This is a genomic window from Virgibacillus sediminis, from assembly GCF_042643265.1.
GTDB classification, from domain to species: domain Bacteria; phylum Bacillota; class Bacilli; order Bacillales; family Amphibacillaceae; genus Virgibacillus_O; species Virgibacillus_O sediminis.
Map to the genome: position 1 here is coordinate 58,277 of NZ_JBHRRZ010000035.1, position 17,593 is coordinate 75,869.

Consider the following 17,593-nt stretch of genomic DNA (forward strand, 5'->3'; position numbering starts at 1 on the left):
TTAGGCAAATTCCTTCAACCGCGGTAATTCACCATTAAACGTCATATAATTGCCAATAATACGTTATACCATCAATATACTGCGTTTATCATACAGATAGCATGCCCTTTCTCCGTGGAAAGCGCTTTATCTCAAGCTGTCCCTGACTTGCACGTCCTATAAAAACCCAGAAAAAACACCAGCAATATATTAACCCTATTTCCATCGAAACCATATATAATGGTAAATATAGGGGGTAATAGTATGTTTAAGAAAATTTTGGCCAGTGTGGGAATCGGCAATGCGAAAGTGGATACGCAGCTGGAGAGCAAAGAGCTTGTACCCGGCGGCCCTGTCCGCGGGAAGGTGATCGTGCAAGGCGGAAAGGCTCCCCAGCATGTGGAAAAAGTCCAGCTGTTTTTGATGACAGAGGTGACACAGGAAAAGGATGGCCGCAAATACTATGAAGATATGGTTCTGGATTTCTTTGTCCTCGGCAACTCCTTCACTATTCAAGAGGGGGAATGGAAAGAAATGGACTTTCACTTTACCCTGCCCTTACATACACCGCCGACAATCGGGCGGACGAAGGTATGGATCCAGACAGGCATGGATGTTCCAAATGCCATTGACCCGACGGATCGGGATTTTATAAACATCAGCCCGCATCCATATATGGACACCGTTCTCCAGTCGTTGACGAATGAGTTGGGATTCGGCCTGAAGCAAGTGGATATGGAGTACTCCAGAAGATACCGTTATGTCCAGGAGTTTGAATTTCTGCCGAGCGGCGACTTTCGAAGAGATTTGGATGAACTGGAAGCCATGTTCTCGATCAAGCAGGATGGCGTAGAATTGCTGTTGCAGATCGACCGGCGTGCCAAAGGGCTTGGCGGATTATTTGCGGAAGCACTGGACATCGACGAAAAGTTTGTAAACGTGGAATTCACCAGCAAGGAAATCGAACAGGGTTCTTCCTATATCGCAGAAAAACTGCGCCAAATTATTGCCGAGCATAGCTAATGGAAGAATCGACGTCTGTTTTGAGCAAAACAGGCATTTTTCTTCCATACTAAAACGAAAGACTTGCGGTCATACTAACAGAAATAACAGCTAAAGGAGTACGGTATGATCTACCAAGCAAAACAAGGGCAAGTCAATTACGGTTTTACGATTGGAATTTTGATGCTGGATACGAATGTTCCAAGGATCCCGGGGGATGTTGGCAATGCCACCACCTACCCCTATCCTGTCATCTACCGCACCTTGAAAAATGTTACGGCCAAGCGAATTGCCGTTAAAGATGATACGATTCTGCCGGAAATCATGGAAAAGGGGCGGGAGCTTGTGCAAAATGGCGCAAAAGCGATCACGGCAGACTGCGGCTTTCTGCAGTTTTACCAGAGGGAACTGCGGGATGCTTTGAACGTGCCCGTATTTTTATCCAGTCTGCTGCAGCTGCCATTTCTCTTCCTGATGTTGGACAAATCGGAGGATATCGGCATCATTACCGCAGATTCCACCCTCCTTGATCGGAACCTGCTGTCTAAAATTGGCCTCGACGAGCCACATCGCGTGCAGATTGCAGGACTGCAGAATTCCTCTTACTTTTATGAGGCGTTTGTTGCGGAAAGTGGTACATTGAATGAGGATGGAATCAGGCAGGAGGTGGTGGGCCTGGCAGTAAACATGGTGAAGGAGAACCCGCAGATCAAAGCGGTCTTGCTTGAATGCAGCTTCCTGCCGACCTACTCTAAAGCGGTTCAGGAGGCAGTCCAGCTTCCGGTTTTTGATTATAGGACGATGATTGATTATGTCCAACATTCCTATCGGCGAGGGAATATAAACGGTTTTCTTTAGAATCCGCAGCCTGTGGATCAAAATGGAGAGGCTGAAGTTCGGCAGACAGGTACCTGCAGTTTTCATCTCCGGCCATTTTGGGTATAATGAAAGTAGACTCGAGCATAAGATAAAAAAAGGCCGTTAGTGCAGACACACTAACAGCCGTGTACAACAGCCCTTCAAGGGGGCGACACACAATAAGAGCGGCATAACCACCCTAATCGCTTGCCAGGCTTATAGGGTGGTTATTTTTTATGATTCGATTGAATCGCAACGATCAACGTTCCAAAGGAAATCATCAACACTAGCGATTCAAATACCGTCAAAAGGCATCACCCCCTTCCTGTCGGGAAGTCGGGGAGTGAGCCACCACCCATGAAAGCCTTATTGTACATAGATATTGTATCAAATTTCTACCGGCAAAAACAGAACATATTTTCCTATAGGGAGTTATCTGTTCGAATTTGTATTTTTAACCCGGTTCAATAGCCTTCTTTTGGCCAGTTCCATCTCCAGATACCTGATGAAGTCATCTGCAAGTTGCATGGTGGTTGCTTTTTTATATGCTTCCATGAGCAGCCCGTCCGATAAGTGTTTCATGATTGGCTCCCTTCACGGTCAATTAGTGTGTGTTCATTGAATCTGCCAGAAATCTTGTATAGTTGGGATAGCCGCTTCGGAAATATGCTTCGCTTTCCGCGGGTGGCTGGTGAGCCATCTTGTGCTTCGCACTGCGGGTCTCGCCTAGGCCTTTCCTCCCGCTGGAGTCTACGCATATTTCCTACGCTGAATTGGTGCATCATTCGTTTTTCCACTAAAGCAATTTGGTTATGTCGCCGGACTTCTGTTCCAAGGAAGGGATAGAGCTCTGGCTTATAAGTAACCAATTTATCGGTTTAGCTATATCAACACATCTGGCACTACTTCAACACAAACTTCGTCTCACTGAATCCTTCCTTCGTTTTGTCCACTTGCAGCACGGCTGGGAAGATGGATTTCAGCTCCTGGACGTGAGAGATGACGCCGATCATGCGTCCGGACTGCTGGAGATCGACAAGGGCATCGATTGCCTTGTTGAGTGCTTCCTCGTCCAAAGTGCCGAAACCTTCGTCGATGAACATCGTTTCCATGGAGATATTGCCCTGGAAGCTTTGGATGACATCGGACATGCCGAGCGCGAGGCAGAGAGATGCATTGAACTTCTCGCCGCCGGATAGGGTTTTGACGTCCCTCGTCTGTCCTGTGTAGGCATCATAGACATCGAGGGCGAGCCCGCTCTGGCGGCCGTTCGCTTCCTGGCGGTCGCTGCGGCTGAGGAAGAATTGCCCGTTGGACAGGCGGTTAAGCCGGTGGTTGGCGGCATCGATAATTTGTTCGAGATACTCCATCTGCAGATAGCGCTCGAATGAGATTTTGCGGGGGTTCTGCCCGCGGATCATGTCATGCAGATCTGTGATGGTGCCGAGTTTTTTCTCCGCTTGCCGCACCTGTTCGCCTGCTTCCATCAGCTTCTCCTTGATGGAAGTTGCTTCTTTATGATGCTCCAACGACTGATTCCATGTTTTCCATGCCACTTCATAGGCCTGTTTCAGGCTCTCCAGTTGCTCCTTCATATCTGTCAGGTCAACGCGCGACTTGTCTTTCAAGCTCTCTTTGAGTTCATTAACCTGCTGCTCCAGTGTCGTGCGATTCTGCTTGAACTGCTCAATATCCTTGGACAGCTGTTCCCGTTCAGCGGTGGAAAGCTTCGCCTGTTGGTATGCCTCTACTGCTTCGAAGCCGACCCGTTTCAGCTCATCCTCAAACTGTGAGACTGCTTGAATGCGTTTTTCTTCTGCTTCCTTGGCCTGACGCTTTGCATGCTCCAGGTTGGAGGCAGCTTTGGTCTGCTGTTCTTTAGCCTGCTGCAGTTCGGTCTGTACACGCTCCCAGGCCTGTTCCATCTCTGTCTTCGCTTTTTCCGTTTCCGCTAATTTCTTTTCTAGGACGGACAAGGTGCGGATTTCTTCCGGAATTTTCTGCAGCCGGTCCTTATATACCGCCTTTTCCGTCTGATAGGCAGTCGAGGCTTCATGATAAGCTTTGGTCAAGCTCTCCTCCTGCTCCTCGAGCTTGCGCACCGCCTCATTGAGCTTTTCTTGCGCTTCTTTTAGCTGGCCGAGCTGTTTTTGCTGTTCCTGAAGGGCGTTCACTTCCTGTCCAAGCTGCTTGCCGTCTGCTTTCAACTGCTGATAGACAGCATAGGCGTCGTTCTTTTCCACCCCATAAGCCGAGGCTTCTTTGGCCTGTTCCTCCATCTGCCGTTCATTCGCCTTCAAGGAGGCGGCGGCATCCCGGTACATGCGCTCTGTTTCGTCGAGCTGTTTGCGGCGCTGTTCCAGTTCTTCTTTGGAGACATCCCCGTCTGCTGCTGTGGCTTTTGCCGGATGGTCGATGCTGCCGCAGACTGGGCAGGCTTCCCCATCATGGAGGTGCCCGGCGAGAATGCTTGCCTGGTCTTCCAGCCAGCGGTTTTCCAGTTCCTTATAGGCTTTATTCGCCTGTTCATAGACCGCCTGTTTCTGCTCCATGTCCTTTTGGAGTCCCTGATGTTCCTGCCCGGTTTTCAGCAGCGCCTGGACGACACGGACTTTCTCCCTCATTTGACTGAGGGTCTCCTGCTTATTCGACAGCTCGCCCACCGCCCGGTCCAATTTTCCGATCTGCTCTTGTTGCTTGTCCGCCTGCCGCCTTTTCTCCTGTTTATCCTTATGCAGGCGTTTCAGGTTTTCTTCATGCTTGGCGGCTGTTTTCCGCAAATTCTCTATTGTTTGTTTCCGGTCATCAATCTCCTTGACCACTGGCATGAACTCCTGCAGCTGGTCGAGATTCTTCCGTAATGCTTCCCGGTCCTTTTCCTTCGCCTCTTCTTCTCGATAGCGGCCTTCCGCCTTTTCCAGTGCTTCTGCCGCTGTCTTTTGCGCTGTTTCTGCGTTGGCGAGAGTGCTTATCTTTTCCTTTTCTTCCTGACGGCGTTCTTCTGCCTGCTTTTCATATGGCGAGATGCCTTCTGCCCGCTCCGCTTCGGCCAACTGCCTTTCTTTCCCTTTATAAAATGGCAGCTGTTCATTCAGCTCGTGCAGCTGGTTGGTTTTCCGCTCGAGATTTTCAAAGCTTTCATTCAAGGCCTTGGCCTGATGGAACTCATTCTGTTTCTGATCATGCTGCTGATACGCTTTTTCATAGGTTGCCTTATCGGTCTCCATCCGTTTTTCGTAATGGAAAACTTCCGCATCCAGCCCCTCGATCAGCTGATTTTCATTGTAATGCTCTCCCGCCAGCAGCTGAAACAGCTGGGAATCCTCCCGCTTTGGCAATGCCGCCTGTACCCGGCTCACATACTGCTGGCGCTGCTGGTCTGCCTGCTGATAGACTTTCTCGGCTGCCGCTTTTTTCTCGCGCAGGCCCTCGCCGATTTTCTTGTACGGCTCTGTCTTGAACAACCGGCGGAGAATCTCTTCCTTATTCTCTGTCTGAGAGGTGAGCAGCTTACGAAATTCCCCTTGCGGAAGCATGACAATCTGGCGAAATTGCTCCTTGGTAAGCCCGATCAGCGCCTCGATCTTTCTATCAATCTCCGAGACGATCTGCCTGTCCACACATGGCTTTTCCCCGTCCGGCAGCTTCTCATAGAATTCGTATTTTTCCCCGGTCTTGGATTTGTTGCCCTTCTTGACATGGCCGAGCTGCCGCAGTACGCGGTAGGTCCTGCCGCCCAGTTCAAATTCCAGCTCGACTGCTGTATGTATGGCATCCTCGGCAAAATCACTGCGCATCATCATTGTCTGATCCCGGTCCTGGCCGCTCGCCGAACCATACAGGGCAAAGCAGATTCCGTCAAAAATCGTCGTCTTGCCGGCACCGGTATTTCCGGAAATCACAAACAGACGGTTCTCCTTCAGGTCGGAGAAATCCACCGTCTCGGTATCCTTATACGGCCCGAATGCCGTCATCGTCAGTTTTAATGGTTTCACTGCAATTTCTCCTCCCTTTAGGCCCCACTTGTGACCGACTTCTTGGTTTCGTTCGTCTCATTTTCTTCCTTCAAAAGATCATCGAGCACTTCCCGGAAAATTTCCTCCGTCTCTGCTCCTGCTTCCTCGCCCTTCACTTCCCGGTAAAAGGCGCGGAACAGTTCGAGGTCGCTCATTTTCGTCCGCTCCACTTTTTCCCCGCCATCGCCTGCCTCTTTGGCGGCCAGCCGGAAATGCTTCCGCTCCACATGCATCGCATTCGGGAACACGGAGCGGATCTTTTCCATCGGCGACAATACCGGCGTCTCATCCGTCAGCCGGACGAATACATAATCCTCGCTGACCGGATAGGTCAAAATCTCCGCCAGCTCCGCCTCGACTGTACGCATATCCCGTTTCGGGGACAGACCCCGCTTTTCAGTGCTGATATTGCCTTCTTCATCCATTTCCACGACCACATATCCCTTCCGGTGATTCTCCTCGGAAATGGAATACTTGAGCGGCGACCCGGCATAGCGTACCGTCTCATTCAGGACATAATGGGCCTGATGCAGATGGCCGAGCGCCGTGTAATGAAAGCTCTCAAAGTTATGTGCATCCACGTATTCGGAACCGCCGATCGACAGCGGCCGCTCCGACTCGCTCGTATTCTCTTCCTCTTCCCCGTACGGCGTCACAAAGGCATGCCCGACGAATACGTGGCGGGCGTCCGGATCCATCTTCCCATTGATTCGCTCCACGATTGCTTTCATCGCGTCATTATGGCTGCGCACCGCCTCATCGCCGAGCACATTCCGTACCACACTCGGATCACAGTATGGCACCAGATGGAAATGCACCTCTCCATGCTCATCCGCCAATTTCACCGGCTCCATATCCTCGTTCAGATTCCCGATCACATGATAGCCATTGTCCTTCATAATTCTGCTGCCAAAGTTCAACCGGCTCGGACTGTCATGGTTTCCCGCAACCGCAAGCACTGGCACATTCAGCTTGACCACCAGCTTCTCCAGCACCTCATCCAGCAAATGCACCGCCTCGATCGGGGGCACCGCCCGGTCATACAGGTCCCCAGCCACAATCACAGCATCCGGCTTCTCTTCCTCCACCGCTTCGATGAACTGCTTGAGCACCCCGCCTTGGTCCCCGGTCATATATACTCCTTGCACGAGCTTGCCCAAATGCCAATCCGCCGTATGGAAAAATTTCATGATAAGCCCTCCCTTTTCTTTTCTCTCATTCTATCTATCACAGCAAATGTCGCTTGTCTTATATTCTGAAAATCTACAACTATTGTACCATGCAGGGGTGGGGTTGGGGAATGCATGCTCGCATTGGAATTTTTCTTATAAAAAAACCCACTCCCCGCATGAAAGCAAGGGAATGGGCTATACATCTTTCTACATCAGCTGCATGGTTGTCACACAGGTGCCGTCCTCTTCGAAAGTGGAGATCTCTGATTCCACCTCTTTCCCGTCATGGGAAATTTTCACCTGGAATGTTTCATTTCTTGGCAGCCACAGATCGACAAATCCGTTCGATTCAGCGTTCATGGTTTCATCAACGACTACATTTCCGTCGGAGTCCTCCATGTAAATCTCGAAATCCTCGCCAGCCAGCTCACCTTGGCAGCCTGTTAAGCTGTGATTGGTGCATGGATGGGTTTCATTAATGTAAGGGGCAATGGAAACAAAAAATTCGTCCTCGGGCAAATTATAGACCCGCTCCTCTTCTTCATCGTTGATAATGAGCTCCGTGGATGTAATGGAGGCCGACCCGTCCACCGAAGTGTTTCCACTATATTCCTCTACTAATTGCTTGATATCCTCTGTATCGTCCACTGCTGATGAATCTTCCGCATTGCCGCTACTGCCGCACGCAGCGAGCAATGCTGAGATCAATAAGATGAGCAACAGTTTCATTTTCATATCGCATCTCTCCATTTATGATTGCTGTTTACTATTATACAACCTTGGCCGCTTTTCCTATACTCCTTTTGCAAAATGACACAATATCTTCATTTCCCAAAAGCATTTTATTGGTGTCGAAAAAAGGATTGGCGACCTGGAAATCGCTTTCGCATTCAGAGAGGGCCCGGCCTATCCTCTCCTCATTACCACCCAAAATACAAAACGCGAGTATATCGAAGGAAAATGGAATAAATAGAAGCATACTGCAATTTTCCTGGATCAAACAGGGACAAGTAGTTCCTTACATCTTCCCTTCCCTTCAAAAAACGGTTGATAAATGATGGAACGATATATAGACTAGACTTCATTGAAACAACAAAGGAGAGGTCAAAGTGAAAAAGTGGGAATGGATGGCCTATCATCCAGATTCTTCAATACCTGTATACGTAGAAACAGTCGATTCCGACCAGGAGCAGGCTCGTGAGAAAGCATGCTTCGAACTGGAGGAAAGAGAATTCCATGGCTGGAACATGATTAAGCTTTCAAAAGTAGTCGAACTGGAAAACGTATTGTAAAATAAAGAGTGCCGCTTGCGGTTGATGTGAATATAGAAATAAACGTGCCCAGGATCCGACCATCCTGGGCACGTTTTCGATTCCTTCTCTACAAGGGAGCGCGCCCATTTTCCCAGTTATTTCCCTTTTTTTGTTCCATTTCCCCGGGTTCTCCGTATATTAATATAATGATGAACCTGTGGTAAGGGGGATATTTCCATGCATCCGATTAAAAAAATTCTTTTCTATATAGGAAACGCCGTAATTGGAGTTTTTACGTTATATGCGTATTTGTATTTTTGGATGGTGTTCAACTGGGGTGATCCTTTTCTTATTAACTTTCAAGCGGTGGTGATCAGTTTATTCCTCAGTGTTGTTGTATTTATTTCGTTCAACTATCTACTATTGAAAAATGAAAGCGCTTCACAAACGTACTGGTGGGTCGCTTTGGCCATTTTGCTTTGCACCATGATTGTGATTTTTATCTTCCTGGCTTTCATATGAGCGTCCGTCATCCTATAAGAAACTCATCAGCTGTCCCAGCTCTTCCACCATCCCTACGATATAGCTCCGGACCATGATATAGGAAACAACTACTGCCAGCAGCGAGGCACCGAGACTCAGGTAGACATTCTGGTCTGTGGTGTCTCTCCCCTTCTCCAAAACCATCACTGCCGGAAGAATGAACGTAATGAACGCGAAGGAAACCAGCGTGAGTGCCAGGGTGATCTGAAGGGATCCGGCAAGGCCCGACAGTATCGTCAGTACACCAACCCCTGCAAATGGGACAAACAAACCGCCGAATTGAGCGATGAACTCTTTCATGCTGACTGGGCTCTTTGCCAGTTTTGCCATAGCGATGGAACTGACATAGGAAATGGCCGCAAAAATGAGGCCCACCAGCAAGACACGGAAGAAGATACCGAAAAATGGCGCATTCATGGAAGACATCTCACTGTCGAACAAGCCTCCGAATCCTGACATGGATTTGACCAATGAGTTGATCAAGAAGTAGATGCCCAATGCAAAGGTGACAAGGAACAAGGCGATATTGATCAGCCCATAGCTGAAATCTCGCTCACCGGACCGGAATGCATGTGTCGGATTCTTAATGGTTCCGAGCAGATAATGCCAATAGTCGCCGAGTGCATGTGTTGCGTTCCCGGATGCTTGGGAGGGTTGGACCTGTACCGCGGGCCCGGCCTCTGTTGCCCCCTGTGCCTGTGGCGTAGACGCTGCATCTGGCCTCGCATTCTCCTGCATTGCAGCCCCGCAAGCACCACAGAATTTACCCGAAACTTGTTCGTGCTGACATGTTGGACAAGTAATCATGATGTCAAAACCCCTTTATAATTATTGTCGATCCCGATTGGTCTCCAGATACTCTATATCGCTGATGCGGTAGGTACCGTCTTCCCGGCTGAGCGTGTAGACCTTTTGCCGGTCATAATCGACGACCTCCTGCTCGTCGTTGGTGAAGGTGAAACGCTCGCTGGTCGTCACCTCCACCGTCTCCCCATCGACTTCCTCCACCCCAAGTATGTCATTCGAGGTGAACTCATAATGATAATCCGTATCAGCCAGATCGGCAATATATGTTTGGAGATCACTATGTGCCTGGCTCCCGGACTGGATATACGGCTCAATGAAGCCGAAGCTCTTCTGGTTCAGTGCATTCTCATAGGAATCACGGAAAACCAGCACAATGTCGCCGGCATCCACCGACTGCAGTTCCATCTGGGCTGTTTCTCCCTCTTCCTCCTCTTCTGTCTCGAGGTCAGCAGGCGTATCATCTTCCGCCGGCTCTGGCTCTTCTTCTGGTGATTGCGCCTCTCCTTCCAGTTCGCTCACGTCCACATCAAGGAAAGCTGTTTGATCTTCAGCAGTGTCGGCTTCTTCAAAATGAAAGGAGTAGCTGTTCTCCCAGCCGCTCTCTGCTTTCACTTGGAGCGTCTCCCCTTCCGGATCTGTCCATTCTGCATGCAGTTCGAGCTCCTGATCTTCGGGGACCGGTCCGATTTCACCGACAGCCTCCAGACTTTTGCCGGTATCTTCCCCATCAATAAACAATGTCGCCTCTGGCTTATTCGTTTCCAAGCTGTACGTCACCGAGTCAAAGCTGATCGGCAGCGTTACCACCGAACCTGCCGCCACCTCGACCGTATCCTCATAGGTGAACACGCCAAACTCATTCTCCGCCCGCCCTGACACCGGATATTTCCCCGGATATACCGTAATTTCCTCTTCACCATCCTTCTGCAATGTCTGTGTGTGCTCGCCCACATGAACTTCCGTATCATCCATGGATGCCTGAACCGTCACCCAGCCCGGAACCGCCTTCAGGGAATAAGACGTATAAAGGCCGAAGACAACTGGCTTCTTCTGCACGACAAACAACTGCTCTCCCATACTGGATGGCAAGGTTTCATCAAACGGGGAGGCCGCTTCCTCCTGTTCCTCCAACAAAGCCAGGTACTGCTCCCGGACCTGATCCCACTCCTGGCCCTTTATGTAGGAAAAATAACTTTCCTCATCAAGCAGTGCCCCTTCGTCAAATTCTATGAAACTCAGAAACTCCTCCACGTTCCCCGCACTTACCGCACGATCCATCGCCTTCAGATCCCGTACCGGGTCGAAATAATAGGATAGAAACTGGTGCGTGCCAAACAACAGCAGCACAAGCCCCGCTACCGCTGCCAGCAGAATCTTTTGCCGCTTCGCCATCGGCCTCCTTGGCGGCTGCCTGTGCACGGGGCGAGGCCTTTGCTCTCTCGATCCGGCCTGCTTCCTATCCGCCGGTTCAGCCGCTCCCCGCTTCGCCCCGCATTCCGTACAGTAGCCAAGCTCCGGGCTTAACGCACTGCCACATTCCGTACAATAACTCATTCTCCTCCCCCCTCTTTTTCCAGATGATTGATCATGTCGAGGGCCCAGCCTAGCCTATCGTACAACCCATCAGCCGTCCCATTCTTTAGCCTATGAAAGGGGCAGGCGGATTTATAACAAAAAGATGGATTCGGGGGTGGGGGTTGAGTGCGAGGTGCTGGCGCCCGAGTTGCGTGGGGTGAGGCCCGAGCGGGAGGTGCTTGCGCCCGAGTTGCGGGACGTGGGGCCCGAGTGTGAGGTGGTGGCGCCCGAGTTGCGTGGCGTGGGGCCCGAGTGGCATGGGGTGGCGCCCGAGTTACAGGGGGCGCGGCCCGAGTGTGAGGTGGTGGCGCCCGAGTTGCGTGGCGTGGGGCCCGAGTGGCATGGGATGGCGCCCGTTGTAGAAAATACTCCTAATGGCAATATTGATACAGCTGGTGGCGTAGAATATGCATATGAGATCCAAAATAATTCGGAAATCCCAGTGAAAGATATTAGTTTTGATGTGTTAATGGAATTCGAAAATGGAATAAAACAAGTAGATTCCATATCTGAATATGAAACCTTAATGAATGGAGATATCGTTGGTAATTCTAATGCAACTGTATATCCAGAACCAGCAGCAAAAATCAAGTCATATAAAATTATTGGTTATCAAATTACTGACAAAGACAACATCTATTATGATGTAGATACTTAGTTAGGTATTATTGAAGCATACGAATAAGGTAGAAGCTATCCTTTTAGGTGAATTAGAAGTGGACTATAGAAATTCGGATAGACATAGAGAGTTCAGTGATAGAAACACTGGACTCTTTTCATATGCAAAATAATTAGATGTGGTCACTCGGGCGACAGCACCTCCTACTGGGGCCTCGAACCACCTCACTCGGGCCGCAGCAACCCACACCCAATCTCACTCAAACGTCTCCACTCCTCTACCAAACACGCCTTCTTCCATCCATCTATCAATCTCCTTATCATTCCATCCTGCTTGGCGCAATACGGCCAAGGTGTCCACCCCGCGCTTGCCTCCCACTGATGAATATTTCTGCTGGTAGCCGGAGAATTTGAATGGGGAGGCGATTTGTTGTTGAGTGGTGCCGTCACTCTTCCTTACATCGGCGACCATTCCTCTTGCTTTGAGCTGCGGGTGGGCGGCGGCTTCGGCAAAGGTGAGCACGGGTTCTACGCAGGCGTCGATATCCTGGAATATCTCCTGCCATTCATGGAAGGTCCTCTCCAAAAATGCTTCCCGGATAGCCTGTTTGAAGATCTGCTGTTCCTTTGGCTGGTCGCTATTGGCCAGCTCGACCATGTTGGGGATGCCCAGGCCTTCACATAATTTTTTGCGAAAAGGAGGTTCCAGACTGCCGACAGAGAAGTAGCGCCCGTCCTTTGTCTGGTAGTAGTCGTAAAATGTGCCTCCGTTCAGCTCGGTGGACTCGGGCTCGGGATTTTCTCCTGCGGCGAGATAACCGGAGCCGAACAGGGCATTCAATGCAAACGAGGCGTCGGTCATGCTGATATCTATGTACTGCCCTTCCCCGGTTTCCTGCCGGTGGATGGCGGCTGCCAAGATTGCGGTCGCACTATGCATGGAGCCTCCGGCAATGTCAGCGATCTGGATGCCCATTGGTACAGGTGCTTCCTGTTTGCGCTTTGAATAGCCGGCGACACCGGAAAGGGAAAGGTAGTTGTTATCATGCCCCGGCCGGTCTCTGTACGGGCCGGTCTGGCCATAGCCGGTGATCGAGCAGTAGATGAGGCGCGGATTCACTTCCTTCAATGTTTGAAAGTCAAGGCCGAGTCGCTCCATCACACCAGGCCGGAACTGTTCAAGGACAATATCATATTCCAGGACAAGCCGCTTTACGACTTCCACTGCCTCCTGCTTATTCAAATCCAAGGCAATCGACTGCTTGTTGCGGTTCAAATGTTGATGGGCAGCTGAATCCTCTCCGGCCTGCGGTTTCATTTCCCGGATAAAATCAAATCGGTCCGGCGCCTCTACCCTGAGAACTTCCGCCCCTAGGTCGGCGAGCATCATCGTGGCATAGGGCCCCGGAAGCAGGGTGGAAAAATCCAATATCTTCAACGAACCGAGCATAGTACGTCCCCCTGTTATGTAAAATTAGGCTGCCTGTAACCGGGAATTCCGGCCAAGCAGCCATACCAATCAATTCACCTTTTTCTGCCCTTCCCAATGCATTTCACGTAAGCGGAATTTTTGCAGCTTGCCTGTTGCAGTCTTCGGCAGCTCCTCGACAAACTCCACCTGTTTCGGTGCCTTGAAATGGGCCATGTTACTACGGCAGTATTCAATGATCTCCGCTTCAGTCACTTGTGCATCCGGATGCAGGACAATTACCGCTTTCGGCACCTCTCCCCATTTTTCATCCGGAACGGCGATGACTGCGGTCTCCAGCACATCCGGATGTTTGTAAAGCACCCCTTCCACTTCGGTGGAGGAGATATTTTCCCCGCCGGATATGATCATGTCCTTGGCACGGTCACGGATTTCAATGTATCCATCCGGGTAGGTCACTGCCAGGTCACCGGTATGGAACCAGCCGTCCTTCATGGCAGCGGCCGTCCGATCGGGATCCTTGTAATATCCTTCCATCACTACATTTCCGCGGGTGATGATTTCACCAAGCTCTTCTCCATCCCATGCCACTTCTTCCCCATCGGGATGGATGACCTTTGTTTCCCCATTGAATGCGAGTTCGATTCCCTGCCTTGCCTTGATGGCAGCCTGTTCGTCAGCGGATTTTTGGTCGAATTCCTTTTTCCACTCATTGTACAGGATGAATGGCGAGGTTTCCGTCAGTCCGTATACATGAATCATTTGAAGGCCGAGAATTTCCTGTGCCTTCTGGATAAGCGCGGCAGCCGGGGGAGCTCCTGCTGTCGCCATCCGCGGACGGGTTTCTATTTCGATTTCCTTTGCTTTTGGCTCATTGACAAGCATATTGACGACGGTCGGCGCACCGCATAGGAGGGTAATTCCTTCCCGCTCAAACAAGGAAAGAATTTTCGGCGGGTCGACCTTCCGGAGACAGACATGGGTGCCGCCCGCTGCGGTAATTGCCCATACGCCTCCCCAGCCGTTTGCATGGAACATCGGCAGGGTATGCAGATAGACATCATCATGATTAACACCGAGATGGTACATGAAGTTTGCGGCATTCAAATAGTTTCCGCGATGTGTCAGCATCACGCCCTTCGGCTTCGAGGTCGTGCCGCTCGTATAATTCAGTGTCAGCAGTTGGTTTTCATCAATCTCCACCTGTGGCGGCGTCGTAACCGGCGCATGCTTCAGGAACGCCTCATAATCATTCGCCTTCAGCTTCGTTTCAAAGCCGTCCACATGTACCAGAATGATCCGCTCCAGGCTGAGTTTGTCCTCGATTTCCTCGATCGGCTTGCTGAACTCCTCATCGACGATCAGCATCTTCGCATCACTGTGGTTGATGATATATTCCATATCGTCTGAGGAAATCCGGTAGTTGATCGGTACCATCACCGCACCCAGCTGACAGATGCCATAGAAGCTTTCCAGCATATAATGAGTATTCGGCAGCATCACCGCAACATGGTCGCCCTCACGGATGCCGGCCTCATACAATGCTTCGGAAAGCTTGTCCGCCCGCTCGGCGAATTCCTTGTACGTAAATGATTTTTCATCATCGATCACCGCCGTTTTGTCGGGGTAATATTTCACCGCCCTGCGTTTCCAATCGAGTGGGGTAAGTGGGGAAAACATAGGAATCAACTCCATCTATAAGATTTTGGCATGCTCCGAGAGGTTGACATTTCTAAGTAGCTTTAGATAACGCTTACAATTCTGATAATAATATATTTTTCAACATCTTACAACTATAAAAAGGATGCCAGGTCTTCCCTTCCCTTAAAGCGAGGTTATGATCCACTTATAAATAGCCCACAAAATAAAAGAGAGCGCCACAGGAAGAAGCGAATATATAATCAGAGATGGCATGTCTGCATCTGTGAAAAAGTATCCAACAAGGAAGATGATAGCCCCTGTAATCATCCCGGTGACAGGACGAAATTTCTCCGTCTTTTTCATTACTTCTCTAGATTCTGGATCAATTTTGCTCATAGAACCCCCCCAAGTCTTAGAAAATTATTTTCAAGATATCTAAAGATTACTAAATTATAAATAACTATCCCAGCTCAAATTGCTTCTCTTTACAAAATCTATAATGATAGTTTATACATTATTAACACTATTTAGATAGGATATATACGGACCATTAATACGGAGATAGAGAGGGGAAGAAAACGAAATGAACAAGCTGGAAAAAGCACTTGTAACTGGTATGGCTGCACTATGCATCACTGGATACACAGTAGACACGGCCAAGGCACATCCTAATGGCGGCACGCCGGAGCCCAGGCCATCTGTAAACAGTGTCATTCAGGATCAAGTTCGTACGGTGGAAGAGGTGAGATTGATAGGATCGGAAGTGGTGCCAAACGAATTAACGTATAAAGGAACCACGACGGGAGGTTTTTCCGGTGTCACCTACAACCCAAAAAACAACAAATGGCTCCTGCTCAGTGATGACAGATCGGACCTAAATCCAGCCCGGTTTTACAGCGCAAAACTGAACTACAACTCCAACGGATTCCAAAACGTGCAATTAGTCGATGTCACCTACCTTAAACAGGCGGATGGGACTGTTTATCCAAACAGGGAGCAATATCTTTCCGGGGCGGAAGGGATGGTCACAGACCCGGAAGCCATACGATTTGATCCGGAATCCAACCATATTTGGTACACAAGTGAGGGAAACCGTTCCCTGGGACTTAATCCATATATTCATCAAGCAGCACTGGACGGCAGCTTTGTATCAGATATCCCTGTGACCGACACGATAAAAATGGATGAGCAAGCAGAAAAAGGGTTCCGCAATAACCTCGCATTGGAAGGTGCCACCTTCTCCGCTGACGGTGAGACATTCTGGACGGCAATGGAAGGCCCGCTCATGCAAGATGGCATGCTGCCTACCCCTTATTCCGGTTCCTATTCACGGATCACCCAGTATGACCGGGATGGGAATGTACTTGCTGAATATGCCTATCCAATTGATGCGATTCCAGAAAAGCCTGGTGAGGGCAAGCATGCGGATAATGGCGTAACCGAAATCCTTTCGATCAATGAGCATGAATTTCTCGTCCTCGAACGCGCAAGTGTCCAATCCGCCGATGGGGACTTCAGTAATTATGTCCGCATTTACAAAATAGACATCAACAGTGCTACGGATATTAAGGAATTCGACTCTATCAAAGATAAAAATGTCAGCCCTGTAGAAAAAGAGCTGATCGTAGACATGAATGCCCTTGACTTGGAAAAAGTCGATAATATTGAAGGAATGACCTGGGGCAAAAAACTCCCTAATGGCAATGATACTTTAGTACTCGTGTCAGATAATAACTTCAATGACACGCAGATTTCCCAGTTCATTGCACTGGAAGTGATCCGATAGGACGAATAGCATGATGGACTATCGTGGCGGTTCCTTTTCCGTGGAGGCGGCAGCTTCGGAATAAAGGCAGGATGATTAAATTGAGAGGAGCAGCAATTCTGCATGCGCATTGCTCCTCTTTTTTTCCTGTATACTGCTCGCATACAACTCGTCAATACATGGATCGATAATAATTCATGCTGCCACACACCATGACCAGAATAAATAAGATTAAAACCACCAGCAGTGCGGCTATTTTGATGAATTTCATGCAAAACGACCTCCTAGATTACAGATGTTCCGAGCGAGAAAGCCCACGGTTTTAATCGTGGGATGATAGCTCGGTCGGATACGGAGTACCACTAAAAAACGCAAAGTTTATGGTACTTCAAGTATCCGAAAATTCCTTCTCTTTAGGTTTATTTGTTGTAGTCTGGCGAATAAGCAAATACAATAAGTATATGAATCAATACAGAAGAACAAAAACCACCGTATCATTAGTAAACTACCATTTCGTTTTTTGTCCTCGATACAGAAGGAAAATATTCCTCCGTGAGGATGTTGAGGAACGTTTTAAACAGTTAGTACAAGAAATATGTGGCGAATTGGAAATTATCATTGTCGCTTTAGAGTGCGATAAAGACCATACCCATTTATTTCTAAACGCACCACCAACATTTAGTCCTGCTGGAATTATGGCAAAAATCAAAGGAGTGACTTCTAAAAAGTTGCGAGAGGATTTTTCTTATCTTGCCAAGCATATGGACTCGTTCCTACTTTGTATCTACCGCGGGGAATGTATCGAGCGAAACCATTAAACATTATGTGGAACAGCAAAAAACAAGGGGGTGAAACTGTGTCGCAGACTATAACCGTCAAAATAAAACTGCTTCCCACAAAAGAACAAGCAACTATCTTGCAAGAAATGAGTAAGG

At 49.2% G+C, this 17,593-nt stretch carries 16 protein-coding genes and 1 pseudogene; 7 read left to right on the forward strand and 10 right to left on the reverse strand.

Going from position 1 to position 17,593, the window contains the following annotated elements:
* The first annotated feature begins 243 nt into the window (after positions 1 to 243).
* A complete protein-coding gene (locus ACFODW_RS13655) occupies positions 244 to 1,002 on the forward strand; it encodes a sporulation protein (protein ID WP_390307337.1) in 759 nt (252 codons plus the stop codon).
* 105 nt (positions 1,003 to 1,107) lie between these two features.
* A complete protein-coding gene (locus tag ACFODW_RS13660; protein WP_390307338.1) occupies positions 1,108 to 1,839 on the forward strand; it encodes an aspartate/glutamate racemase family protein in 732 nt (243 codons plus the stop codon).
* A gap of 227 nt (positions 1,840 to 2,066) precedes the next feature.
* On the opposite strand, the gene ACFODW_RS13665 is transcribed toward ACFODW_RS13660, so the two are convergent.
* The 5 genes from ACFODW_RS13665 to ACFODW_RS13685 all read right to left on the reverse strand — a co-directional run bounded on the left by ACFODW_RS13665 (position 2,067) and on the right by ACFODW_RS13685 (position 7,762).
* Complete coding sequence (locus ACFODW_RS13665) at positions 2,067 to 2,147, reverse strand: putative holin-like toxin (RefSeq protein WP_390307353.1); 81 nt, start codon at positions 2,145 to 2,147, stop codon at positions 2,067 to 2,069.
* Between the two features lie 124 nt (positions 2,148 to 2,271).
* On the reverse strand, positions 2,272 to 2,421 hold the full coding sequence (locus ACFODW_RS13670; RefSeq protein ID WP_390307339.1) for a sporulation histidine kinase inhibitor Sda: 150 nt from the start codon (positions 2,419 to 2,421) through the stop codon (positions 2,272 to 2,274).
* Positions 2,422 to 2,741: 320 nt separating this feature from the next.
* The gene (locus ACFODW_RS13675) at positions 2,742 to 5,834 is read right to left on the reverse strand and encodes an AAA family ATPase (RefSeq protein WP_390307340.1); all 3,093 of its coding nucleotides are present in this window, start codon (positions 5,832 to 5,834) and stop codon (positions 2,742 to 2,744) included.
* A 17-nt stretch (positions 5,835 to 5,851) separates the two neighbouring features.
* Positions 5,852 to 7,045, reverse strand: a complete 1,194-nt coding sequence (locus ACFODW_RS13680) for an exonuclease SbcCD subunit D (RefSeq protein WP_390307341.1) — start codon at positions 7,043 to 7,045, stop codon at positions 5,852 to 5,854.
* A gap of 189 nt (positions 7,046 to 7,234) precedes the next feature.
* Positions 7,235 to 7,762 carry a CueP family metal-binding protein gene (locus tag ACFODW_RS13685; protein WP_390307342.1) on the reverse strand — a complete coding sequence of 176 codons (528 nt, stop codon included), beginning with the start codon at positions 7,760 to 7,762 and terminating at the stop codon, positions 7,235 to 7,237.
* Between the two features lie 374 nt (positions 7,763 to 8,136).
* Here ACFODW_RS13685 and ACFODW_RS13690 point away from each other — a divergent pair, with 374 nt between their 5' ends.
* Positions 8,137 to 8,319 (forward strand): hypothetical protein, encoded by a 183-nt coding sequence (locus ACFODW_RS13690; protein ID WP_390307343.1) that lies wholly within the window; start codon positions 8,137 to 8,139, stop codon positions 8,317 to 8,319.
* A gap of 198 nt (positions 8,320 to 8,517) precedes the next feature.
* Positions 8,518 to 8,802: a hypothetical protein gene (locus ACFODW_RS13695; protein WP_390307344.1), complete on the forward strand. Its 285-nt coding sequence runs from the start codon at positions 8,518 to 8,520 to the stop codon at positions 8,800 to 8,802.
* A gap of 12 nt (positions 8,803 to 8,814) precedes the next feature.
* Here the strand turns inward: ACFODW_RS13695 and ACFODW_RS13700 are convergent, their stop codons facing one another.
* Together ACFODW_RS13700 and ACFODW_RS13705 are read right to left on the reverse strand one after the other, a co-directional pair.
* Entirely contained in the window at positions 8,815 to 9,630 is an 816-nt protein-coding gene (locus ACFODW_RS13700; RefSeq protein WP_390307345.1) for a hypothetical protein, read from the reverse strand.
* A 21-nt stretch (positions 9,631 to 9,651) separates the two neighbouring features.
* Entirely contained in the window at positions 9,652 to 11,184 is a 1,533-nt protein-coding gene (locus ACFODW_RS13705; RefSeq protein WP_390307346.1) for a TcaA NTF2-like domain-containing protein, read from the reverse strand.
* Between the two features lie 253 nt (positions 11,185 to 11,437).
* Between ACFODW_RS13705 and ACFODW_RS13710 the strand changes: the two genes are divergently transcribed.
* Positions 11,438 to 11,863, forward strand: coding sequence for a hypothetical protein (locus ACFODW_RS13710; protein WP_390307347.1), 426 nt, complete (start codon positions 11,438 to 11,440; stop codon positions 11,861 to 11,863).
* A 216-nt stretch (positions 11,864 to 12,079) separates the two neighbouring features.
* Here ACFODW_RS13710 and ACFODW_RS13715 read toward each other — a convergent pair whose 3' ends face one another.
* The 3 genes from ACFODW_RS13715 to ACFODW_RS13725 all read right to left on the reverse strand — a co-directional run bounded on the left by ACFODW_RS13715 (position 12,080) and on the right by ACFODW_RS13725 (position 15,289).
* Positions 12,080 to 13,273 (reverse strand): CaiB/BaiF CoA transferase family protein, encoded by a 1,194-nt coding sequence (locus tag ACFODW_RS13715; RefSeq protein ID WP_390307348.1) that lies wholly within the window; start codon positions 13,271 to 13,273, stop codon positions 12,080 to 12,082.
* 69 nt (positions 13,274 to 13,342) lie between these two features.
* Entirely contained in the window at positions 13,343 to 14,932 is a 1,590-nt protein-coding gene (locus ACFODW_RS13720; protein ID WP_390307349.1) for a long-chain-fatty-acid--CoA ligase, read from the reverse strand.
* A gap of 144 nt (positions 14,933 to 15,076) precedes the next feature.
* Positions 15,077 to 15,289 carry a hypothetical protein gene (locus tag ACFODW_RS13725; RefSeq protein WP_390307350.1) on the reverse strand — a complete coding sequence of 71 codons (213 nt, stop codon included), beginning with the start codon at positions 15,287 to 15,289 and terminating at the stop codon, positions 15,077 to 15,079.
* A gap of 187 nt (positions 15,290 to 15,476) precedes the next feature.
* On the opposite strand from ACFODW_RS13725, the gene ACFODW_RS13730 reads away from it, so the two are divergent.
* Both ACFODW_RS13730 and tnpA read left to right on the forward strand, forming a co-directional pair.
* Positions 15,477 to 16,679, forward strand: coding sequence for an esterase-like activity of phytase family protein (locus ACFODW_RS13730; protein ID WP_390307351.1), 1,203 nt, complete (start codon positions 15,477 to 15,479; stop codon positions 16,677 to 16,679).
* A gap of 440 nt (positions 16,680 to 17,119) precedes the next feature.
* Positions 17,120 to 17,510, forward strand: a pseudogene (gene tnpA / locus ACFODW_RS13735) (IS200/IS605 family transposase).
* Positions 17,511 to 17,593 lie beyond the last annotated feature (83 nt).